The following is a 22,055-nucleotide window of genomic DNA, read 5'->3' as shown; positions in this document are numbered from 1 at the left end:
TTGATTAAAATGTTGGTTTTCGAAAGCCTAAAATACAAAAAAATATTCGATTGGCGGGGAACCCTGCCTCTGAATCCATGAGTGGGTCGCATGAGATAGATAATAAGATCCTGACAGTAAGGAAAATAAATCCGTAATCTATTTTTGATATTGAAATTATGCCTTATAAATAATGCATAGAAGGAAAAAAATGTGCATTTTTGGATAATTGGAAAGATTAAAATTAATCCCATCAACCATGGCAAACATCTACGAAACTGAAGTTGCTAAACGCTTTACCATCTATAACAGTCTGTTCTTAGATCTGCCCTTTGACCAGATATACAGAACAGGTACCTTGTTACCGATCTTATCTGAAGCGTGTCAAAGTGGCTTTAAGAAAAACAAAACACCCAAAGAAATCATCCATCAGTTTTTCGAGGAACTCATGTCCGAGAAACCTGAGAAAGACAGACATGACCTCCTGTTCAAAATGGTTCAATACATTGAACGACAGGTAGTATTGTTTGATTCTATTGAAGATGCGGCTTTTGAAAAATTCAATGATATTAAGGGAAAGGGAACCATGAGCTCCCTGATTTCCCGTGCAGAAACTGACCATAAAAGAGAAGAGCTGATACAAAAATTGCAGAATTTTTCAGTCCGCCTTACTTTGACGGCGCACCCCACCCAATTTTACCCGGGAAATGTGCTGGCCATCATTACTGACCTGGAACAAGCCATCAGAAAGAATGATTTGGGAGACATTGATTTGTTGTTGAGGCAGCTGGGAAAAACACCCTTTATCAATAAGGAAAAGCCCTCTCCCTATGAGGAAGCTGTCAGTCTTACCTGGTTTTTAGAATATGTCTTTTATCCGGGTATTTCTGATATCATGATTCGGATGCTGAATCAATTGAATATTCCGCTGCATGACTGGGAAAACCCCAATTTGCTGAAAGTAGGCTTTTGGCCAGGAGGAGACAGGGATGGCAATCCCTATGTGACCCACGATATTACCAAAAAAGTGGCAGATAAGCTTCAAAACAGCATACTGAAATGTTATTACAGAGACATCCGCAAAGTAAGAAGGAGATTAACATTCTATAATGTCGAAAGCCATCTCATCAAAGCGGAGAAAGGTATTTACAACACCCTTTTTGGAGGGCAGGGAGAAGTTTTTCAATCAAAAAATGATTTGCTTGATATACTTTATCAGGCAAGAAAAGGTATCATAGAAGATCATGGAGGCCTATCTTTGGAACTTTTGGATGAGTTCATTTTAAAAGTAAGGGTCTTTGGTTTCCACTTCGCAAGTATGGATGTCCGGCAGGACAGTAGAAAACATGATAGCCTTTGGGATGCCATTATCAGCAAAAGTGAAGGGGAAAAAGCACTTGAAACCTATCATAAGGGTACCGAAGAAAGTAAGATAGAGAAAGTGTTGGCCACCGAAAAATTACCAGCTACTGACTCTCTTGAGGATGATTTCCATAGAGAGATGCTTGAAAGCATCGCTTCCATCGCCTACATCCAAAAAAGCAATGGCCCTATGGGATGTCACCGATACATTATATCCAATAATCAATCGGCCCTTCATGTACTGGAAGTGTTTCAGCTAAATAAACTGATTTTATCTAAAGACGGGGACCTGTTTCTGGATATCGTACCATTATTTGAAACTATAGATGACCTGGCTGCCGCTCCGGTTGTGATGAAATCTTTGTACCACAATAAAACATACAGGGATCATTTGCACAAGAGGGGCAACAAACAGACCATCATGTTGGGATTTTCGGATGGGACAAAAGATGGAGGATACATCCGGGCCAACTGGTCCATTTTACGGGCCAAAGAGGAGTTGACTCTGGTTGCCAGAGAAGAAGGAATTGATGTGGTCTTCTTTGATGGTAGAGGGGGGCCTCCGGCACGTGGTGGTGGAAATACCCACAATTTTTATGCTTCCCTGGGACCAAACGTGGAAAACAGAGAAATCCAGATTACCATACAGGGCCAAACCATCAGCTCTAATTACGGTAAACCTGTGAGTTGTGCCTATAACCTGGAGCAGCTACTCAGTGCCGGAATGGAAAGTCACCTGTATCCATCCAGCGAAAACAGCCTTACCAAAAAACAAAAAGCATTGATTGATGAAATGGCAGATATCAGCTACCAGGAATACAAGGAGTTAAAGAATCATCCTCAGTTTGTGCCTTACCTGGAAAAGGTGACCCCACTGAAATTCTTCGGTATGACAAATATCGGATCAAGGCCGGTAAAGCGGAGCAAAGGGGGAAGCATGAAATTTGAAGACCTCAGGGCCATACCTTTTGTAGGTGCCTGGGCGCAGATGAAACAAAATATTCCCGGATTCTTTGGCGTGGGTAAGGCAATCGAAGAAATGGAGAAGAGGGGCAAATTGCAAGAAGTACAGCAATTGTATAAGGATTCCCTGTTTTTCAAATCCCTTTTAGGCAATTCCATGCAGTCCCTGGCCAAAGCCTTTTATCCTGCGACGGCTTATTTGAAGGACGATGCCCAATTTGGGGGATTCTGGGAACTCATGTATGGTGAATACCAAAGGGCTTACGAACAAATTCTTAAAGTAGCTGGCATGAGCAACCTATTGGAAGACAGTCCATTGAGCAGAGAATCTATAGGGATTCGGGAAAAAATTGTATTGCCACTGATCACCATTCAGCAATATGCGATACAGACTATCCTGGAAAAAGGCAAGGAAGATGCTGACTTGCAGAAATTGATACTTAGAACCATGTTTGGCATTATCAACGCCGCAAGAAATGCAGCCTGATGCCTGCCTCAGCAATAACAAAAAAGCCTTCGAAATTACTTTCGAAGGCTTTTTTGTTATTAACCAATTCATGTTAATGTTGAACGAACAGAACAAAAGGATCAATAATAAATTAGTCGGGAAAAATGAACATGGGTTCTTTTACAGATATAGAGCGGGTAATCGGGTTCGAACCGACGGCCTTCAGCTTGGGAAGCTGACGCTCTGCCAACTGAGCTACACCCGCTTGTCTGGGTATAAAAATAAAGCTTTTTTTTTATTGTTTTGTGGAAGACGCTCTTTTTTAAAAAAATTGAGTGGATCCATTTTGAATTCTAACTTATAATTATGCTACAGGTTACTTGTGCTGTCATCTGCAACCCTCAAAATGAAATCCTTGCCGTGCAACGCTCCGAAAAGATGCGAATGCCACTGAAATGGGAATTCCCGGGAGGAAAGCTGGAGGCAGGGGAAACAGAAGCGGAAGGACTAATCCGGGAAATCCGGGAAGAATTGGCCCTGAATATCCAACCGGAGATCAGGATGCAGCCAGTTCACCATGACTATGGCGCATTTACCATTTGCCTGATACCTTATTGGGCCAGGATCGGGAAGGAGGAGGTGAGACTGAAAGAACATCTTGCTTACCGGTGGATAATTCCCAAAAACCTGCCGGGATTAGATTGGGCTGCCGCAGACCTTCCAGTGGTAATACAAATTCTGAACAGCAAGCCCTGGTTTTTTTGAAGGAAAATACGTAACTTTTTGAAGTTCAAAACCCTTTATACAACCAATCCCTGAAAAATGGATCCCTACACCTCCTTTCAAGTCCCTACCGGGGATCGACCTAAGTATACCGGTAAAAAACTGGTCATGCTTTCCCCTGATGCCAGCATGAAAAATATTGATGCCGAAGCATCGGGAGCGGCCTTGCGGTTGGCACCTTCCAGTGCCTACAAAAGCCACGAAGAAGACTACATAAAAGCCTTTGAGGAGGGTGATGGGATAGTTTTCGAGAAATTTCGAATTGCCGTTATCAATGCCAACCATGAAGAACAAATCAAATCTCTGCTGTATGCCCGCAGGAGTTTTCAATATGAGGAACCCGAACGTTACCTTTATGCCCTTGATGGACCCCGCAGCAGTAATTTTGGCGTATTGCTCTGGCAAATGCTTTGCCGTTTGTTTGGCATAAAGAAAGATCCGCCTGAAGTTGATCCGGATCCCGCTCCAAAAGATCCTCTGCCCGAAAGTCCTCCCGTTTTTGAAAACACCGGGGAGGCCTATTGGGGATTGCATGCGTTGGACACTTTAGCAAATTCTTTTACCGGCAAGGGAGTAAAGCTCGCAGTACTGGATACAGGAATGTACCTGGCCCATCCGGATTTTGCATCCAGGCAAATGGTGACCAAGTCTTTTATCCGGGGGGAATCTGTGGATGATGTAAATGGACACGGAACACACTGCGCGGGTATTGCTGTCGGAGGCACCAGGGGCGAAAGCGGTATACGCTATGGTACTGCATCGGAAGCAAACTTATATGTAGGCAAGGTCCTTTCCAATGCAGGGGTAGGAAGCGATAGCGGCATCCTTGCTGGGATGGAATGGGCGGTGGAGGAAGGATGCCGGGTGATATCCATGTCTCTTGGTGCCTCTGTGGAGGAAGACAGCAACTATTCCAATATTTACAATGAGCTTGCCGGCAAGGCCATGGATATGGGCACATTGATTATCGGTGCGGCAGGAAACGACAGCCGCCGATCTCAGGGAAGGATCAGTGCAGTAAACCATCCGGCCAATTGTCCCAATATCCTTGCAGTAGGTGCATTGGACCGGCGTTCGAAAATAGCCGACTTTTCCTGTGGGGGACTGAATCCAAATGGGGGTCTGGTGGATATAGCTGGTCCGGGTGTGGAAGTTTTCAGCTCATGGAAGACTCCACAGGAATATGCTATTCTTAGTGGTACCAGTATGGCTACCCCATTTGTGGCAGGGGTGGCAGCGCAGCTGTTGGAAGCCTTTCCGGAGGCCACTGCCCGTGAGGTTTGGGACAAACTCGTAGCCCAAGCCAGAGCTTTACCTTTGCCTGTCAGGGATGTGGGTGCCGGGCTGGTACAATCTCCTAAATAAAAGAGGACAACTAAAATGAAGAGAAACTTTATTGCCTCCATTGAGCCCGGATCAGCACCTCATATCGAACAAATAGCTGAGAACCTGAGACAGAAAGGCTGCACCATAAACCGGATATTAAAACTTGCCGGTGTGATTAGCGGTTCTAGCTCCGGAAAGGAGAAAGACCTGCAGGAGCTCAAAGTACAGGGTATTCGCTACATAGAAGAAGACCATGAAGTCCGGGCTCTGGGAGGAAAGGATTAGTGATGTGGTACCGCTAGTTGGCTGAAAATAGGATCATTTTTTTTATTAGATACAATCTTTGGAAAAGGAAAAATGACAATAAAGGGAAAAAATTAAAAATCATTCCTGGCTATTTTATGCTATATGGTTCCTTTTTTTACCATATAAGTCATATAAGGAAATATTAGACTCACACTACGCCCAGAAAATAATCTGTGGAAATCTGTGCCTGTCTGTGTTGAAACCATTACGTTCAACGGATTAAACGGATAAAATCAAAAAAAAACACTTATAAGTTCTTCTATCCCATATAGGGTTCCTCTTTTTTTAAACCCTATAAGTCATAAAAGGGAATATAGGGTTTAGAACTACAACCAGAAAATAATATGTGAAAATATGGACTCTTCTGTGGTGAACCCATCTTGACCAATAGGGATAGGGTCGTCATATAACCTTAAATGTCCTCCTATCGTTTCCCCTTTTTTTAACCATAGGAGGGCTATATGGTTATAAAAAAGTTGCGTTACAAGGCCAAATAATATTTCCCTGACTTTTTGAAAATCGATTGAATGCCGGTCAAATGCATTCCACGCCAGTGGCATTTTAACAGGTTGTATTTGTTTTAAGAATCCCGGATATTTGAGGTGCTTGACAAAAAAAACAGGTTAACGGAGGTGCCAGGACATGTTGTTGCCCGATACAAAAACATTTGATCAGACCAATCCCTGGCAAGGAAGGCACCGACAAAAAACCGAAAAAAGGCAAACAGAAAATAATGAATATAAAATCTTTTTTGTATTTGATAGCAGGGGTATTCCTTTGTATAAGCTTGCTGAGCGGAACCAGCCCAAAGGAAGTACCCAAACGAGGCAGGGTCACGGTATATCCAAACAGGCTGCTAAATTGGAATGATTTCAGGAAGGTGGATCTAATCCGTGGAAAAAGCACCATCAACGCCATTTGTCTCAGCTCCTGTGAAGTGGAAATACTGGATATCATCCGTGATAAGGAACATGTAGAATTAGCGATCAATGCCAAAATCAATCTTCAGAAAGAACTTACCCAGGTTACCCATGATTTTCTGGCACGTTCGGACCAGGGTAAAAAAAAACAAGTCCTGCACCATGAAAACGGTCATTTTATTATTGCCCAGATTATAGGGTACCGTATCGTCAGAGATGTGAATGGCTTTAAGTTTGACCCCAAACAGTACAAATACCAGCTTAACGGTATTATTAGGGATAACTTTAAAGATTGGAAAAGACTGGATTCGCAATATGATGCCCAAACAACCAAACCCAGCAATAAGGAGATGCAGGACCGATGGGACAGGTTTTTGCAGTCAGAAATTACCGCCCTTACAAAAGAAGTATATCATTAAGCTTATGAAGAGAATAGCAGAGAAAAAAAAACAGGAAAACATCGTTGAGTATATTCTTTACTTATACCGCATGGAGGACCTGATTCGTGCCTACAAATTTGATATCCGGGAGATCGAAAAGTATGTTCTCGGCCATGAGCGCATCAATGAAAGGGACCGGATAGAAAGCCGGGATTGGCTGGAAAAGATGGCAAAGGCCATGGCTGATTTGGGAATCAAAGAAAAGGGGCATTTACCAGAGGCGCAAGGTTGGGTGGATGAATTGGCCAAAATCCACTGGGAATTAATCAAAGAGGACCCTGACTATTTTGCTATTTATAAAAAGACCCAAATGCATTTGCTATTATTGATTTCAGAAGCTGGAGATCAAAATCCAGGGCATGAAGTTCAGCTATTTATCAATACACTCTATGGCTTATTGCTTAGCAAATTAAACGGAAAAAATGCACCAGAGGACATCTTGGAAGCTGCTGCGAAATTTGGAGATGCCCTGGCATATCTCAATGCGGTATTAATGAAAAGAAAGGCGAATAGGTATTTAAATTAATCGCCTATGTCCAGGTACTCATAGACACTATGGTAGCAATTTTTTTCCTGTACATGATCTAAAAATGACTGGTAAAAAGAGTGATTGCCAATAGTGGCACTATCCCCTATAATGATTAATTTTCTCTTAGCCCTGGTAATTGCTACATTCATTCTTCGCTTATCGGCTAAAAAACCGATTTCTCCCCTTGCGTTAGACCTGGTCAAACTGATAAGAATAATATCCTTTTCCTGCCCCTGAAATCCATCAACGGTACTTATCGTCATATTTGCTCCTAGCTGCCTTAAATACACCCAGGAATCATCCAAATTTACCATGTCTCTGAGCAAGCTTACCTGTGCCCTGTAAGGAGCTATAACGCCTATTTTCCAGGGCTCATTTTCGGCATTGACCAATCCAACTCTTTTCAGCAGATTTTTCAGTAGCCTGAGCACCATCAGGGCTTCTTCTTTATTGCTAATGCTAAAGGTTTCCTTGTCCTGGTACTCCATAAAACCACTTCCTGCTGTATCTATGTACTCCATCACACTTTCACCAGGTTTGAGGAAATGTGTATCCGTATTGGGAGCAGCTAACAAGGCTCCATTGTAAAACATTTTGTTGGAAAAGCTCATTATCGTTTCCGGCATCCGGTATTGCAAGGTTAACATATTTGAGCAGTTGGAATTGTTGGAAATGGCCTTTTCAAAAAGTGTTTTCTGCAGGCCCCTGGCAGCCTCCCTTGATTTAATGGTAGGAGGAAGCTGGCAATGATCCCCTGCCATGACCACTTTTTCTGCCTGTAGAAGGGGAATCCATGAAGCAGGCTCCAGTCCTTGAGCGGCCTCATCCAAAAAAACGACAGGAAAAACCCTTCCTTTCAATAAGGAGGAGGCTGCTCCCACCAAAGTGCAGGCAATAACCTGGCTGCTGTCTAAAACAGTATGCACCATATAATCATATAGTTGCCTGGCCTCCCCAAAACACCGCTTGGCTTCATTCATCTCCATTTTCCTTTTCTCCCTTTCGGAGGGTCCAAAATGTCTTTTAAATTTTTTGGCATTTCTTCTGGCCTCCTCACCTGCTTTTTTTAATTTTTTGTAATCCTTGTAGGCTGGGTGGGCAAGGACTCTTGCATCCAGCGTTTGTTGAATTATTCTATCATCTACCCTCGCAGGATGTCCCATCCTGAGTACATGTATCCCCTCTTCCAGAAGTTTTTCAACCAATAAATCCACAGCGGCATTACTGGGTGCACAAACCATAACCTGTGAATAGTGCTGAAGGGATGTACCAATGGCACGAACAAGGGTGGTGGTCTTGCCCGTTCCGGGAGGGCCATGTACGATCGCCAGGTCCTGTGCCCCATGAATCAACGACAAAGCCTGGTTCTGACTTTCGTTCAGACCCGGCTCATGCATTTCAATCCTTTCGGATACAGCAGCACTTTTCTCCCCCAATAAAACATCCCTGAGGTATGCAAGGTGGTTGTTGTCGGCCAGGAGCACCTTTTCCATAGTGGAAGTCATCAATTTATAGGAAGTTTCATCAAACATCAGGTCCAGGCCCAATTTCCCATCATGAATCCAATCTGGCAGGTTTTCGGTATGGAGGCTTATGGTCATCTGATTCCTATTGACAGCGTTTACCACCCCATTTACAAAACTGGCCCGAAGCTTGTATTCATTGTTGTTGGAAAAAAGCGAAATGGATTTCCCGGATTGAAAACTGTGGTTTTCCAAGACTTCATGAACATTGATTTCAACGATCAGCTGATCTGAAAAAGCCCATTTTACTTTCACCAAATTCACTGGATACCAACACATTCCGGCTGCAATTTTCTCCTTAATGGATTTACTGTAAGTCAAGTCTTGAAATTGTTTGCGATCCGCTTCCCATTCCTGTTGTAAAAGTTTGCTGGTATATGCTATTTCTTCTTTTATATTTGCCATTTGTATTTTCTTTTTCACAGGGCCAAGATTAGGAAAAACATTTCTATTTACTATCAAAACAGCCTAAAGACCGCATGAATTTTCTTGCACATGCTTATTTATCATTTGATCAACCTAAGGTACTGGTTGGTAATTTTATAGGAGACTTTGTTCGGGGCAACCTGGAGCAGCAATTCGAAAAGGAAATCGTGACCGGTATATTGCTACACCGGGAAATAGACTCCTTTACAGACAGCCATCCGCTGGTAAAAGAAGCACAAACCTTACTCAAACCGGTTTTTAAACGATATGCTACTGTTATTACAGATATGTATTTCGATTATTTCCTTGCAAAAAACTGGCATGAATATGATGAGCGAAGTATAGAAAACTTTGCACAATGGGTTTATGGGGTGATAAGTGCTCACAAAGAAATTCTTCCGGAAAAATTTCAATACCCCTTTAAATACATGCAAAAAGAAAATTGGCTGGTGGCATACGGGACAATGGAAGGACTTCAACGCTCCTTTACCGGATTGTCTTATCGTACCGCTTTTGATTCAAAAATGGAAAAAGCCCCGGAATTCCTTAAATTGCACCAGGACAAATTCGAAAATTATTTCAACCTCTTTTTCCAGGAATTAATTTTCTTCTCAAAAACCAGATTAGATCAAATATCTCAAAAAAATGGTAAGTTGTAAACCAAAGAAGAGCACCTATTTTGTACTTGGGCTGGTTGTGGTGCTTCTTTTTGCAGGCTTGAGTTATCTATTATTCGATTTTTATTCCAGCAGGGAATTTCCCTTTTTGTTTTACCTGATAGGAAGTTCTATTATTACGGTGGTTTTATTATTGGTTTTGGTAAAAATGATGGCCGGATTTAAATTTCTGGCGGCAGGAAAAGACAAAGTCGAAATTTGGCTTCCGCTTAAAGGCCAAAGAAGGAAATATGACGTTGCGGACATTTTGGCCTGGCAGGAAGAGGAGGTAAAAGCTAACCAAAGGATTTTCAAACAACTGGTATTGGTTTTTTCAGATAAATACTCCTTCTCTATCAGTAACCATGAACACCTGGGCTATGATGATTTAAAGAAGTATTTGGTAAAAAAAGCAGTTAAAAAACGGGTTAAAAGTTAAAAAAAAATGAATTAGCCTATCAAGCCTGCCAATCGAAGCCATCCATCTCTTCAAGGCATGCTTTTAACAATTTAATACTTGCTGCAACGTCAGATTTATGAGCCATTTCAATCACCTGATGCAGGTGCCTGGTTGGAATAGAAATGGCTCCGGCAATCGCCCCATTTTTGCCCATTCTTTGCACACTGGCAGTATCAGTTCCTCCTGCGGTTAAGATTTCTGTCTGGAAAGGAATATTGTTATTGGAGGCCACTTTTTTCATAAAGGCCACCATTCGATAGTCGCAAATGGCTGAGGCATCCATAATTTTTATAGCTGTCCCTTTGCCCAGTTCGGTGATTTTTTCATGTTCAGAAGCCCCCGGTAAATCGAAGGCAATAGTGGTATCCAGCGCAATGCCAAAATCCGGATTTATGTGGTGTGCAGACACCTGAGCACCTCTCAAACCCACCTCTTCCTGAACAGTAAAAGTAGCATAGACATCAAAAGCAGGAGATTTTAACTCCCTTAAAGTCTCCAACAAAATAAATACCGCAATCCTGTTATCTATGGACTTACAATTGACGCAGTCACCCATTTCAATCAATGCCCTTTCTCTGGTGATTGGATCTCCTACTTGCACCCATTTTTCCACCTCTGATTTATTCATCCCCAAATCAATGAAATAATCAGTAAGTTTAGGTAGCTTGGTTTTTTCTTCTGTTGTCATTACGTGAATGGGCTTACTTCCCATCACTCCGATCAGGTCTTTCTTTCCATGGATGATCACACGCTGTGCGGTTAGGGTTTTGGGGTCAAATCCTCCCAGGGGGTGAAATCTTAAAAATCCATTTTCATCAATATGTGTAACGATAAAACCGATTTCGTCCATGTGGGCAGCCACCATTACCCTTTTGTTATCCGGGTTCCTTATGCCCTTTTTGACGGCGACTACATTGCCCAAATTATCGACATTGATTTCATCAACGAGGTCCCTGGCTTTCATTACCACGAAGTCCCGTATTTTTTTTTCAAAACCCGGAGCTCCGGGTAACTCGCAAATTTGCTTTAGCAGTTCTATGTTGATCATAAAAACATCATTGAATATTGGGCTGTACTACTTATAAGCCCTGATTACTTTGCCTTCCATGTAGTTGACAAAAGCCATATTTACCACACGCATACCACCATCCGTGGGAAAGTCTCCTGTAAAATACCAGTCACCCCTGTGCGCAGGGCAAGACAGCTGCAGATTTTGTACCGTCTGGTAAATCACATGCACATCAGCTTCTATCTTTTCGGATGTGATGATCTGTGCGATTTTATTGGATATTTCCTGATCGGTAAAGGGCGCATAAATTTCCTTTACAAAATTGACTTGTGCATCCGGTTCTGCAATGCATCTGTCATACACCTCCTCCAACACATGTTCCATTTCCCTTTCCCTTAGCAAAGCCACAACAGCCCTGAAAGCAATGAATTCTTTCATTCGCGACATGTCAATCCCGTAGCAATCTGGAAATCTGATTTGAGGAGCAGAAGAAACGATGATGATCCTCTTCGGTTTTAACTTATCCAAAGTGGTCAGGATACTTTTCTCTAAGGTAGTTCCCCTAACAATACTGTCATCAATCACTACTATCGTATCAACTCCCGAACGAATTACCTCGTAAGTGGTGTCATAAACGTTTGAGACCATCACATCTCTGTCAGAGTCATTGGTAATGAAAGTTCTCAATTTGACGTCTTTGCTTACCAGCTTCTCCACCCTTGGTCTGAAATTCAGCAGGTCTTCCAGGTCTTCCAGGTGGGGTTTTCCTTCGATTAATATTTCCCTCCTCTTAGCACTAAGGTAATCCTCCAGTCCTTCTATCATACCATAATAGGCCGTCTCAGCTGTATTAGGGATGTAGGAAAAAACGGTGTTTTTTAAATCAAAATCAATAGCTTTCAATATCTGGGGTACCAGAGCCCTGCCTAAATTTTTTCTTTCCTTGTAAATATCCGGATCAGTGCCTCTGGAGAAATAAATCCGTTCAAAGCTGCAGGACTTTTTCTCCCTGGGAGGGATGATTTCATGTTCGCCAAAAGACCCGTCTTTGTTAAAAATCAATGCATTACCTGGTTGGATTTCTTTTATTTGCTGATAATCTATGTTAAAAGCAGTTTTAATGGGTGGTTTCTCAGAGGCCACCACAATAATTTCATCATCGGCATAATAGTAGGCCGGACGTATTCCGGTAGGGTCCCTGACCACAAATCCCGCTCCATTGCCAATCAATCCCGCCATGGCATAACCCCCATCAAAATCCCGGCAACTCCGTCTCAGGATCCTGGCAACATCCAACTCTTGTTCGATGACTTCGGTAATCTCTTTGTTGGTAAAATGGCCTTTATACTTGTCAAAAATACGTTGGTTTTCTTCATCCAAAAAGTGTCCGATTTTTTCCATTACGGTGACGGTATCCGTTTTTTCTTTGGGATGCTGCCCTAATTTCACCAGGTTATCGAAAAGTTCTTCCACATTGGTCATGTTGAAATTTCCAGCCATAACCAGATTGCGACTTCTCCAATTATTTTGTTTTAAAAAAGGATGGCAGGTTTCTATGCTATTTTGCCCATGTGTGCCATACCGGAGGTGTCCCAGCCAAACTTCACCGGTAAATGCGGCATTTTCCTTTATCCATTCCGCATCCAATAGTTTTTCTTCAGTCCCTAATTTTTTTACCTTTTTGTATTTCTTGTTTATTTTTTGAAATATTTTAGCAACTGCTTCCGATTCTACAGACCTATACCTACTGATATATCGTGTTCCGGGACGGGTATTGATTTTAATGTTTGCCAAACCTGCTCCATCCTGGCCCCTATTAACCTGTTTTTGCATCAACACATATAACCTGTTGGCGGCATAAAAAGGTGTATGGTACTTATCGATGTAGTATTGTAACGGTTTCCTCAGCCGGATTAGCGCAATCCCACATTCGTGTTTAATCTCGTCACTCATAAGTATTAACGGGGTAAATTAAGTAACAAAGTTAAGTTTTTTTTCAGGAATAAAACCCTGAATCCCACCAAACTTAACAAAGGAAACAAAAAAAAATGCGGGATTTTGACGGATGGATAAAAGGAAGAAAATCGCCAAAAGCTATTCCCATAATGGGTACTTTTGAAGTTTGATTTGTTTGCCAAAGAATAATTTGGTTGTTTCCTCAAATGAAACAGTGTAATCGGAAACGAGAAAACGGTCCTCCATTCCGGAAACTTTCTTCGCCAATAACTGATGATATCCCAAAAATGAAGCTACAGACCTGGCAACCGTTTCAGAGGCATCAATAAGATCTATTTCTTCTTCATAAAAAGCATGAATTTGTTTCTTTATAAGGGGGTAATGTGTGCAACCCAATACCAAGGCCTGAATATTCTTTAAGGCCGGCTGCGAGAGATAAGAAGCGATGATTTCCTTACTGATGTTTTCATTATGAAAACCTTCCTCAATCATGGGAGCCAATAAAGGCGTGGCCAGGGATTTAAGTACAATACCCACATCCAAATCATTAATTTTTTGTAAATAAACCCCCGAACTAATGGTTTGCTTTGTACCAATAAGCCCTACACGCTGACCAGCATGTACCTCTCTGAGATAATTTACTACCGGATCAATGACGTTGAAGACATGTGCTTTCGTAGCCACATAGGCTTTTACCAATTCAAATGCTGCTGCTGAGGCCGAATTACAGGCAATTAATATCAATTTGCAGTTTTCTTTGATCAAAACATCTGCAATTTTGACTGAATAAGCCTGAATAGCTGCTGTACTTTTATCTCCGTAAGGTAAATGAGCCGTGTCTCCGAAATAAATGAGCTGCTCATCGGGCAAAAGTTTTTTAACCTCTTTTGCTACCGTTAACCCTCCGATCCCACTATCAAAAATCCCTATAGGTGCCTGTGCTTTTATGCCCATTTGTAACAATTCATATGAAACAAAAAAAGAATTTTTTCGGAAATAACAAACAAAAAACCCCCGGATTCACGCACCCGGGGGAATGCAAGCGAAGCGTTTAAAGTTAATAATGATAACAAAGTTAATAAAGTTTTCTGAAGCTGCAATAGTTACCCATTGTCCGCAATCTGGGTATTTTCTACCCAATCCTTTGTAAGATTTAGGTCAAAGGTTTCTTTTAAAATGATGGCACAATTACTGCATATAAATCTTTAGAAAGGATAGGATTATGAAAGGAAGAATAAAATCAAAGGCGAAAATAAGCGGAGTTACCGGATTGGTGATTTTTGCATTCATGTTGTATTTCAATATTTCGGAGAAAAAATTAGATGCGGATATGAACAACAATTTTTTAAAAACCAACGTTTATGAACCTGTAGATTCCGATACGGTTTTCATTGCGGCAACAGATTTACCGAGCACGGTAAAACATGTCATTCAAACAGATAGCCTTATCAATAATTTAAAAATCACAACAGTTAAAAAAATATCCCAAAAAAACGACGATTATTATGATGTCTGCTTTTTGGACACCGATGACTTGAACATCATGGTCATGTACGATAAGGATGGAGGAGTAATTCTTCAGTAAATAAATAAAAATTACAGCTAAGCCAACGATTACCAGAAAGCACTGATTGTGAAATCGGTGCTTTTATTTTATATTTAATTCATGATCACTTGTTTGGATAAAAATATATGACAAAAATTCTCCTAATAGAAGACGACCTTACTTACTCAAAAATCATTAAAAACTTTTTGGAAAAAAACGGATATGAAGTTTTGAGCAGTACAAAAGTTAAGGATGGATTGGGTCATATGGAAAAACACAAAATAGCACTTACCATCACGGATTACCGGCTTCCTGACGGTACTGGTATGGATGTACTGGACAAAATCATCCATGATTACCCTGAGACTCCCGTAATCCTTATCACCAATTATTCCGACATCCGTACGGCGGTCAAGTCCATGAAGATGGGTGCTTTCGAATACATAACCAAACCCATCAATCCTGATGAATTGTTGCTTACGGTACAGCAAGCACTTAAAAAAAATACAACTGATAAAACTACATTTAAAAAAACTGAAAAGGAAAAAAAGAAAAGACCTTCCTCAGAATTGGACTACCAGATCGGACAGAGCAAGGAGGCGCTGCAAATCGAAAAGCACATCGAACTTGTAGCTCCTACAGATTTAAGTATTATAGTCCTGGGAGAAAGTGGCACGGGAAAAGAATATATTTCCAAAAGGATCCACCAAAAGTCAAAAAGAGCCAGCGGCCCCTTCGTTGCCGTGGATTGTGGTGCCTTATCCAAGGAATTGGCAGGCAGTGAACTTTTTGGCCATGTCAAGGGGGCCTTTACAGGAGCAATAGACCATAAGACAGGGCATTTTGAAAATGCCAGCGGTGGAACCATTTTATTGGATGAAATTGGCAATCTGAGTTATGACATACAAATCAAATTGCTTCGTGCCATTCAGGAAAGAAAGATACGTAAAATTGGGGGCAATATGGACATACCTATAGATGTCAGGATTATAGCTGCCACCAACGATGATTTACAGGAGCTTGCCAGGTCAGGGCATTTCAGAGAGGATTTATTTCACAGACTGAATGAATTTAGCCTTAAAGCCCAACCTTTGAGAGAAAGAAAAGAAGATCTTCCTTTTTTTGCCCGCTTATTTTTAGAAAAAAGCAATGCCAGTCTTGATAAAAATGTAGCAGGTTTCAGCCCTGAGACAGAAAAAATCATGTTGGACTACCATTGGCCAGGCAACCTCCGGGAGTTGAAAAACATTGTACGAAGAGCGGTTTTACTTACAGGTGAAGGTTTGGTTCAACCTGAGGTAATTCCCACAGAATTATTGGATAGCGAACCTTTTCAACCGGCAGACATCCATTCTGCCAAGGACCTGAAATCCTCTTTTGAGGAGCAGGAAAAGTTATTGATTATCAAAACCCTGGAAGAATTGAAATTTAACAAATCCAAAACAGCAAAAGTATTGAATATGGATAGGAAAACACTTTATAATAAACTAGAAAAATACGGACTGGATTAATCGGCTATTGCATATCCAAATCTTTCAGCCAGTTCTTCCAGCAAACCATTTATTTTCTCGGTTAGCAACCAAACTTTTTCCTGAATACCCTCTTCCAGTCCCTGTTTCAGATCACATTCTATGGTTTTTGCCAAGCTTCGCTCTTTGAACTTTAATTGACCCAATCTACTGGAAAGCTGGTGGGCTATGGCTTGCACCTTCTGAAAATCACCTTCATCCGCTGCTTTATTGATCCTTATCAGGTCCAGGCCTGTCTGGGTATAGAATCCTTCAAGGATTTCTTTCAGTAATTCTTCATCACCCATGCAAAACTTCCTTATTTCTGTAAGGTCAAAATTCCCTGAAGCCTTTTCCGGTAATTTTAGCTGCTGTGAAACAGGGGATTCTTCGGGCTTTACCGGAGTTATTCCCCTTTTAAAGGATTTGATATGTGAAGTGATTTTTTCTACCAATTCAGCCTCATCAAATGGCTTCATTACCAAACCATCAAACCCAAATTTGATTAAATTTTCCTGTTCGCTGGCAAATACATTGGCTGTCATGGCCAAAATAGGAACATCATCATATTTTTGATTGGCTCTAAGCAGATCAAATACCTGATACCCATCCACCTCTGGCATTTGAATATCCAATAAAATCAGATCGAAGGGTTCTTCTTTAAAGTTGCTTTTGAAATCCACCCCCCCGGAATGGGTGACAATATCTGCGCCTAACCTGCCTAGCATCAGCTTGACAAATTTCAATCCCATTTGGTCATCATCTACCAACAATATCCGAAGGCCCTCAATACGTTCTAGTTTGGCTGCAGGTATAGGTGATTCCTCCTTCTTATCCAGCAAGGTGGAAGGCAATGAAACGGTTATTGCTGTCCCCTTTCCCTGTTCGCTTCTAACCTTTACTTTTCCACCCTGCAGATCAACAAGTCTTTTGATGATGGCCATTCCAAGACCCGTTCCTCCAAATTTCCTGGAAATACTTCCATCTCCCTGATTAAATTCCTTGAATAAATTTCGCTGCAAGTCTGTTGACATTCCCATGCCCGTATCTATTACCTGCAAAATGAGGTTTCCCTTATCCTCAAAATAAACCCTTACCAACACCTTGCCCTTCTCGGTAAATTTAACTGCGTTGGACAGCAGGTTATTCATGATTTGGTTAATCCTCAAATCATCCCCCAATATAAACTTATTCACGGGCAAGAGAATCGAAAAGTCAAGCTTAATGTCTTTTTGCAGTGCTTTCTGCTTATAAAAAGAATGAAGATTCTTGAAGAAAATATCGGGATTAATGATCCCTTTTTGTATTTTTATTTTGCCTGCTTCTAATTTGGAAAAATCAAGAATATCATTGACTATCCCCAATAGTGTACCTGAAGCTAATTTAATCATACGTACATATTCCTGTTGGTCCGGATCGAGGGAGGTCTTGGAAATGGCATCATTGTACCCTTGAATAACATGCAAAGGATTTCTGATTTCATGGCTCATGCTTGCCAGAAAATCCTGCTTGGTTTTGGCAAGATTATCCGATTTTTTCTTGGCTTCGGAGAGCTTTATCTGATAAGATTCTGATTTCTTTATCTCTTTAATGATACTAAAAATAAAGCCTGAAGAACCAATCACCCCTACAATAATCAGTAAGCCCAGCAATAATGAAAGCTTATAAGTAAGTTCGTATGCCGAAGCATTTTCTGCCTTAGATTTTTGCAGGGCTTCGTGTTGCAGAGAGGTGACAATATGCTGAATATTGATGATAAGGTTTCGGTTTTTCTCATTCAGTTCCTGTTCAAGCGCGCTTAACCGGGAACGGAGATATTTCTCTTCATTATTGATATCCAGTACCATTTGTCGTACTGCGTAAATGATGGAGTCAGAACTGTAAAGTGAATTTGTATCTACCGGATCTATTCTATTTAGATTTAGCCGAAGCATACCCAGAATCTTTTCCATATCCTCCTTCCCTGCTCCGGCGAGGACATCTCCAAAATCTTCCTGCCTATTGGATGGAACAGGCTTTACCTCAGTTTTGGAACCTTTCTCATTGGAAGGAGGATTGATCCCTATTCGAATTTTTCCTAAACTTTGAAGCCTGCTAAGTTCCTCTTTTCTTTTTATTTTTCTTTCAATGTTATTTAGGGCTTCTTTACTGAAATTCCTGTTGTAAAGGTTTGTTTTAACATCTTTTAACCCCTTGTAAACCACCATCAATTCATTAACACTGTAATTGATCCGTTTTATCTGACCCAATTCAACCGTGTCAGCAGCCAATTTCTCCAAGTCCCGTATTTCCTCCTGGATTCGATTGTAGTAATTCAGGTTTTGACTGGTATCTTCTTCTACAAAAACACTGCGGGATTTATCAAGTTGATAGATGTCGGCCAATAATTGATTCAGGTTTCTGAGTTTTTTATTGGGTTCTGAAAGTGACTCGACAGATTCGAGTAATTGATTTACACTGTTATAAGTAATGAGCCCGGCTCCTACAATCAGGCATATGGCCAGAAAAAAACCCAGGATTACTTTTATTCTCGCATTGAATCTCATAAATACCGGTATGTTACAAAGTTTCTGACACCCTTGGTCGAACTTAAGGCCATAAATGTAACCATAATTTACAGGTTTTTACATTTAACCTGCTGTAGATGAAGTAGATTTATCGACCCCTAATTTCCGCAATGATACTATGAAAGCCTAAACTTCAAAATAAAATCCGGAAAATTTCAATCATTTTCCAAAGATACCTGATGAGTAAGGGATTCAAAAACATGATAAACTGCATAATAGGTGACAGGAACTGAGACAACCAAACCTATGCCAAAAATTAATGCACCGGCAATATTGATCAATGCCAGAAAAAGTCCAAAGGTGAAAAATTTCAACCATTGTTTGTGGATAATTTTCCGGCTATACCCAAGAGATTCCCAAAAATCCAAGCCAAAGAAAATACTTATTAAAACCCCAAACATAAAAGCTACCAAAAGGTATATTCCTGGCAAAATCAAGGCAAAAATGCCCAGGACTGTAATAAACTGCCCAACAACCCATACCAAAACTACAGGTATATAATAACCGAAACCTTTGAAAAAATCCGGGTACTTTACAGGCTCATGAAGGCTAACCTTATTGGCCACCAAATAAAATCCGGCAAATAGTGGCCCCGCCAGGAAAAAAGAAAAGACAAACAAAAAATCCGGTGCATAAAGCATGAATAAAAACTGAATCGATAGAATCAGCAAGGTGAATGAAACCGAATAAATGCTTACCATTTGGAACGTTTCCCAACCTTTGGCAAAAGCTTCTTTGATGTCAAATTCGTAATTTCCGTCCGTTAAAAGATCCAGGTGTTTTTTATCCATTGTGCGATTTACTAATAAACCAAAATTACCTGGTAATAGCTTCTAAGATGTCGTGTTTGGTAATGATATGTACCCGGTGCGCCTCGTCCCTAACCAAAACGGCTTTTTCCTTTTCTACCATAGAGGAGAGTACATCCAGCGTACTGTCCAGCGCAACAAAATGCATAGAGTCTTCCATCACCTGATCCACTGTGGAATCTTTGATTTCGGGATTTTCAATTATTTTTAAAAGTAATTTATTATCCGTTAGGCAACCTACCACCTGACCATCCTCCATTACAGGAATCTGGGAAACACTTTTTTCATTCATTATGGCTATTGCATCCCTGACTTTATCCATTTTTCGAACGACAACGAGTTGATATTCCTCGTTTCTGGCATTTACAATATCCCTTGCAGAACGATAGGTTTTGTTTTCCATAAATCCATGATTTCTCATCCACTCATCATTATAGACTTTGCCGAGATACCTGGTTCCATGATCGGGCAACAATATTACCATTACATCCCCTTTCTTCAGATTTTCTTTGGCATATTCCAAAGCTCCATGAACGGCAGAACCGCATGACCAGCCAACAAATAACCCCTCCTCTCTGGATAGCCGACGGGTCATCACCGCTGCATCTTTGTCCGTTACCTTGATAAAATGATCTATGACAGAAAAATCTACGTTCTTTGGTAAAATATCTTCGCCAATACCTTCGGTCAGATAAGGATAAATTTCATTTTCATCAAATTCTCCAGTCTCCTTGTATTTCTTGAATACAGAACCATAAGTGTCTACACCCACTGATACAAGTCCGTCAAACTGTTCTTTAAGGTATTTCGCAGTGCCTGACATAGATCCTCCAGTACCTACCCCCGCAACAAAATGGGTCACCGTTCCGGCTGTATCCTTCCAGATTTCAGGCCCGGTGGTTTCATAATGAGCCTTCCAGTTGGAAAGGTTGTCGTATTGATTGGGGTAAAATGAGTTGGGAATATCCTTATTGAGTTTCCTTGCTACCGCATAATAGGACCGGGGATCATCTGGTGAAACATTCGTAGGACAAACGATCACCTCCGCTCCCACAGCTTTCAAAATATCGATCTTTTCTTTGGACTGCTTGTCTGCCATGGTAAAGATACACTTGTACCCTTTTGCAATCCCTGTCAATGCCAGACCCATTCCTGTGTTTCCGCTGGTGCCTTCAATGATTGTTCCACCGGGCTTCAAAACACCGGCTTTTTCAGCATCTTCTACCATCTTAATAGCCATCCGGTCTTTCATTGAATTTCCCGGGTTGAAATATTCAACTTTTACCAATACTTCACCGGCGATCCCTTTGTTCAATTTGTTGAGCCGTACCAATGGAGTATTACCAATCGTATCAATAATGGAGTTATAAATCATCTGTTCTTTTTAAAGCAATTTAACAAAAAATAGGATAAACATCGAAAGAAAAACTACTTCCTAAAGATGTATGGCTGATAACCAACCCATTACTATTTCATCTTTTTTATCTGCCAATAATCTTTTTAAGGCGGTAATAACCTGTCCCCTACCCAAAGTCTTGTCGGTGGGCGGGGAATCTCTCATGATTGACATTCATCCCCCCAATGGTCATTTGCCCATTGCATGATTAATCATAGTTCATTTAACACCTGCCAAAAGGTAAAGAACTGCCATCCTTATCGCAACCCCATTTTCTACTTGCTGTAAAATGATCGCATTATCCGAATCTGCCACATCCGAATTAAGTTCCACTCCTCTATTGATGGGGCCGGGGTGCATAATGACAATTTCTTTATCCAGCTGGTTCAATAGCTTTTTATTTATTCCAAAATAAAGCGAATACTCCCTTAGAGAGGGGAAATATTTTATTTGTTGTCTTTCTAATTGAATGCGGAGAACATTCGCCACATCACACCACTGAAGAGCCTTAAATACATCCTGCTCAACTTTCACCCCCAGCTCCCCGATATGCCTGGGCATGAGGGTCACTGGCCCGCAAACCATTACCTCTGCCCCTAATTTTTGAAGGCAAAAAATATTGGAAAGTGCCACCCTTGAATGAAGAATGTCACCAATGATGGCTACTTTTTTTCCTGCGACCTCCCCCAATTTCTCCCGAATGGAAAAGGCATCCAGCAAGGCCTGGGTGGGATGTTCGTGTGTTCCATCACCCGCATTGATTATATTGGCCCGGATATGTCTGGATAGAAAATGAGGTGCCCCGGGGCTTGAATGCCTCATGACTACCATATCCACTTTCATGGCCAATATATTATTCACGGTATCGATCAGGGTTTCTCCCTTCTTTACAGAACTGCTGCCAGAAGCAAAATTCACCACATCTGCAGAGAGTCTCTTTTCGGCCAACTCAAAGGACAATTTTGTCCGGGTGGAATTCTCAAAAAAAACATTGGCAATGGTAATGTCTCTCAGGGAAGGCACCTTTTTTATCGGGCGATTCAAAACCTCTTTAAAATTATCTGCCGTTTCAAAAATTAGTTGAAGGTCTGTTTCGGTGAGTCCTTTGATCCCTAATAAATGTCTGGTGCTGAGCTGCTGCAT

Annotated in this window: 19 protein-coding genes and 1 tRNA gene; 10 read left to right on the top strand and 10 right to left on the bottom strand. The window is 41.2% G+C overall.

The window, feature by feature from the left end:
* The first annotated feature begins 238 nt into the window (after window positions 1-238).
* The gene (locus HUJ21_RS03385; protein ID WP_291367308.1) at window positions 239-2,791 is read left to right on the top strand and encodes a phosphoenolpyruvate carboxylase; all 2,553 of its coding nucleotides are present in this window, start codon (window positions 239-241) and stop codon (window positions 2,789-2,791) included.
* Window positions 2,792-2,944: 153 nt separating this feature from the next.
* Here HUJ21_RS03385 and HUJ21_RS03380 read toward each other — a convergent pair.
* Window positions 2,945-3,017: transfer RNA gene (locus HUJ21_RS03380), tRNA-Gly, on the bottom strand.
* Window positions 3,018-3,118: 101 nt separating this feature from the next.
* Between HUJ21_RS03380 and HUJ21_RS03375 the strand changes: the two genes are divergently transcribed.
* From HUJ21_RS03375 to HUJ21_RS03355, 5 genes are all read left to right on the top strand, one after another.
* Entirely contained in the window at window positions 3,119-3,517 is a 399-nt protein-coding gene (locus HUJ21_RS03375; protein ID WP_291367306.1) for a (deoxy)nucleoside triphosphate pyrophosphohydrolase, read from the top strand.
* A gap of 57 nt (window positions 3,518-3,574) precedes the next feature.
* Entirely contained in the window at window positions 3,575-4,900 is a 1,326-nt protein-coding gene (locus tag HUJ21_RS03370) for a S8 family serine peptidase (protein ID WP_291367305.1), read from the top strand.
* 15 nt (window positions 4,901-4,915) lie between these two features.
* Entirely contained in the window at window positions 4,916-5,146 is a 231-nt protein-coding gene (locus tag HUJ21_RS03365) for a hypothetical protein (RefSeq protein ID WP_291367303.1), read from the top strand.
* 754 nt (window positions 5,147-5,900) lie between these two features.
* Window positions 5,901-6,506, top strand: a complete 606-nt coding sequence (locus tag HUJ21_RS03360) for a hypothetical protein (RefSeq protein WP_291367301.1) — start codon at window positions 5,901-5,903, stop codon at window positions 6,504-6,506.
* A gap of 4 nt (window positions 6,507-6,510) precedes the next feature.
* A complete protein-coding gene (locus HUJ21_RS03355) occupies window positions 6,511-7,053 on the top strand; it encodes a DUF4924 family protein (protein ID WP_291367299.1) in 543 nt (180 codons plus the stop codon).
* Here the strand turns inward: HUJ21_RS03355 and HUJ21_RS03350 are convergent.
* Window positions 7,050-8,984, bottom strand: a complete 1,935-nt coding sequence (locus HUJ21_RS03350) for an AAA domain-containing protein (RefSeq protein WP_291367297.1) — start codon at window positions 8,982-8,984, stop codon at window positions 7,050-7,052. The genes HUJ21_RS03355 and HUJ21_RS03350 overlap by 4 nt on opposite strands.
* A gap of 74 nt (window positions 8,985-9,058) precedes the next feature.
* Between HUJ21_RS03350 and HUJ21_RS03345 the strand changes: the two genes are divergently transcribed.
* The gene (locus HUJ21_RS03345) at window positions 9,059-9,664 is read left to right on the top strand and encodes an ACP phosphodiesterase (RefSeq protein ID WP_291367295.1); all 606 of its coding nucleotides are present in this window, start codon (window positions 9,059-9,061) and stop codon (window positions 9,662-9,664) included.
* Window positions 9,651-10,100 carry a hypothetical protein gene (locus HUJ21_RS03340; RefSeq protein ID WP_291367293.1) on the top strand — a complete coding sequence of 150 codons (450 nt, stop codon included), beginning with the start codon at window positions 9,651-9,653 and terminating at the stop codon, window positions 10,098-10,100. Before HUJ21_RS03345 ends, HUJ21_RS03340 begins: the two co-directional genes overlap by 14 nt.
* Before the next feature lie 19 nt (window positions 10,101-10,119).
* Here the strand turns inward: HUJ21_RS03340 and HUJ21_RS03335 are convergent, their stop codons facing one another.
* From HUJ21_RS03335 to murI, 3 genes are all read right to left on the bottom strand, one after another.
* Window positions 10,120-11,169: a M42 family metallopeptidase gene (locus HUJ21_RS03335; RefSeq protein ID WP_291367291.1), complete on the bottom strand. Its 1,050-nt coding sequence runs from the start codon at window positions 11,167-11,169 to the stop codon at window positions 10,120-10,122.
* Between the two features lie 27 nt (window positions 11,170-11,196).
* The gene (locus HUJ21_RS03330) at window positions 11,197-13,083 is read right to left on the bottom strand and encodes an amidophosphoribosyltransferase (protein ID WP_291367289.1); all 1,887 of its coding nucleotides are present in this window, start codon (window positions 13,081-13,083) and stop codon (window positions 11,197-11,199) included.
* A 141-nt stretch (window positions 13,084-13,224) separates the two neighbouring features.
* The gene (gene murI / locus HUJ21_RS03325; RefSeq protein WP_291367287.1) at window positions 13,225-14,040 is read right to left on the bottom strand and encodes a glutamate racemase; all 816 of its coding nucleotides are present in this window, start codon (window positions 14,038-14,040) and stop codon (window positions 13,225-13,227) included.
* Between the two features lie 268 nt (window positions 14,041-14,308).
* Here murI and HUJ21_RS03320 point away from each other — a divergent pair, with 268 nt between their 5' ends.
* Together HUJ21_RS03320 and HUJ21_RS03315 are read left to right on the top strand one after the other, a co-directional pair.
* Entirely contained in the window at window positions 14,309-14,671 is a 363-nt protein-coding gene (locus tag HUJ21_RS03320; RefSeq protein WP_291367285.1) for a hypothetical protein, read from the top strand.
* Between the two features lie 107 nt (window positions 14,672-14,778).
* The gene (locus tag HUJ21_RS03315; RefSeq protein WP_291367283.1) at window positions 14,779-16,143 is read left to right on the top strand and encodes a sigma-54 dependent transcriptional regulator; all 1,365 of its coding nucleotides are present in this window, start codon (window positions 14,779-14,781) and stop codon (window positions 16,141-16,143) included.
* Here HUJ21_RS03315 and HUJ21_RS03310 read toward each other — a convergent pair.
* The 5 genes from HUJ21_RS03310 to HUJ21_RS03290 all read right to left on the bottom strand — a co-directional run bounded on the left by HUJ21_RS03310 (window position 16,140) and on the right by HUJ21_RS03290 (window position 22,055).
* Window positions 16,140-18,686, bottom strand: coding sequence for an ATP-binding protein (locus tag HUJ21_RS03310; protein ID WP_291367281.1), 2,547 nt, complete (start codon window positions 18,684-18,686; stop codon window positions 16,140-16,142). The genes HUJ21_RS03315 and HUJ21_RS03310 overlap by 4 nt on opposite strands.
* A 176-nt stretch (window positions 18,687-18,862) precedes the next feature.
* Window positions 18,863-19,498, bottom strand: a complete 636-nt coding sequence (locus HUJ21_RS03305) for a hypothetical protein (RefSeq protein ID WP_291367279.1) — start codon at window positions 19,496-19,498, stop codon at window positions 18,863-18,865.
* 25 nt (window positions 19,499-19,523) lie between these two features.
* The gene (locus HUJ21_RS03300; protein ID WP_291367278.1) at window positions 19,524-20,891 is read right to left on the bottom strand and encodes a cystathionine beta-synthase; all 1,368 of its coding nucleotides are present in this window, start codon (window positions 20,889-20,891) and stop codon (window positions 19,524-19,526) included.
* 60 nt (window positions 20,892-20,951) lie between these two features.
* Window positions 20,952-21,077, bottom strand: a complete 126-nt coding sequence (locus HUJ21_RS03295) for a hypothetical protein (protein ID WP_291367276.1) — start codon at window positions 21,075-21,077, stop codon at window positions 20,952-20,954.
* Between the two features lie 54 nt (window positions 21,078-21,131).
* The gene (locus tag HUJ21_RS03290) at window positions 21,132-22,055 is read right to left on the bottom strand and encodes an aspartate carbamoyltransferase catalytic subunit (protein ID WP_291367274.1); all 924 of its coding nucleotides are present in this window, start codon (window positions 22,053-22,055) and stop codon (window positions 21,132-21,134) included.

The organism is Cyclobacterium sp., from assembly GCF_014762705.1.
Taxonomy (GTDB): domain Bacteria; phylum Bacteroidota; class Bacteroidia; order Cytophagales; family Cyclobacteriaceae; genus Cyclobacterium.
This window is presented reverse-complemented; position numbering and strand designations above follow the sequence as displayed.

Bases quoted from the DNA above. Each gene is read 5' to 3' on its own strand.
- HUJ21_RS03335 (WP_291367291.1), bottom strand. From the start codon at position 11,169: ATGATCAACATAGAACTGCTAAAGCAAATTTGCGAGTTACCCGGAGCT.
- HUJ21_RS03375 (WP_291367306.1), top strand. From the start codon at position 3,119: ATGCTACAGGTTACTTGTGCTGTCATCTGCAACCCTCAAAATGAAATC.
- HUJ21_RS03355 (WP_291367299.1), top strand. From the start codon at position 6,511: ATGAAGAGAATAGCAGAGAAAAAAAAACAGGAAAACATCGTTGAGTAT.
- HUJ21_RS03315 (WP_291367283.1), top strand. From the start codon at position 14,779: ATGACAAAAATTCTCCTAATAGAAGACGACCTTACTTACTCAAAAATC.
- HUJ21_RS03300 (WP_291367278.1), bottom strand. From the start codon at position 20,891: ATGATTTATAACTCCATTATTGATACGATTGGTAATACTCCATTGGTA.
- HUJ21_RS03310 (WP_291367281.1), bottom strand. From the start codon at position 18,686: ATGAGATTCAATGCGAGAATAAAAGTAATCCTGGGTTTTTTTCTGGCC.
- HUJ21_RS03305 (WP_291367279.1), bottom strand. From the start codon at position 19,498: ATGGATAAAAAACACCTGGATCTTTTAACGGACGGAAATTACGAATTT.
- HUJ21_RS03345 (WP_291367295.1), top strand. From the start codon at position 9,059: ATGAATTTTCTTGCACATGCTTATTTATCATTTGATCAACCTAAGGTA.
- HUJ21_RS03320 (WP_291367285.1), top strand. From the start codon at position 14,309: ATGAAAGGAAGAATAAAATCAAAGGCGAAAATAAGCGGAGTTACCGGA.
- HUJ21_RS03385 (WP_291367308.1), top strand. From the start codon at position 239: ATGGCAAACATCTACGAAACTGAAGTTGCTAAACGCTTTACCATCTAT.
- HUJ21_RS03290 (WP_291367274.1), bottom strand. From the start codon at position 22,055: ATGCAGCAGCTCAGCACCAGACATTTATTAGGGATCAAAGGACTCACC.
- murI (WP_291367287.1), bottom strand. From the start codon at position 14,040: ATGGGCATAAAAGCACAGGCACCTATAGGGATTTTTGATAGTGGGATC.
- HUJ21_RS03370 (WP_291367305.1), top strand. From the start codon at position 3,575: ATGGATCCCTACACCTCCTTTCAAGTCCCTACCGGGGATCGACCTAAG.
- HUJ21_RS03350 (WP_291367297.1), bottom strand. From the start codon at position 8,984: ATGGCAAATATAAAAGAAGAAATAGCATATACCAGCAAACTTTTACAA.
- HUJ21_RS03360 (WP_291367301.1), top strand. From the start codon at position 5,901: ATGAATATAAAATCTTTTTTGTATTTGATAGCAGGGGTATTCCTTTGT.
- HUJ21_RS03340 (WP_291367293.1), top strand. From the start codon at position 9,651: ATGGTAAGTTGTAAACCAAAGAAGAGCACCTATTTTGTACTTGGGCTG.
- HUJ21_RS03295 (WP_291367276.1), bottom strand. From the start codon at position 21,077: ATGAGAGATTCCCCGCCCACCGACAAGACTTTGGGTAGGGGACAGGTT.
- HUJ21_RS03330 (WP_291367289.1), bottom strand. From the start codon at position 13,083: ATGAGTGACGAGATTAAACACGAATGTGGGATTGCGCTAATCCGGCTG.
- HUJ21_RS03365 (WP_291367303.1), top strand. From the start codon at position 4,916: ATGAAGAGAAACTTTATTGCCTCCATTGAGCCCGGATCAGCACCTCAT.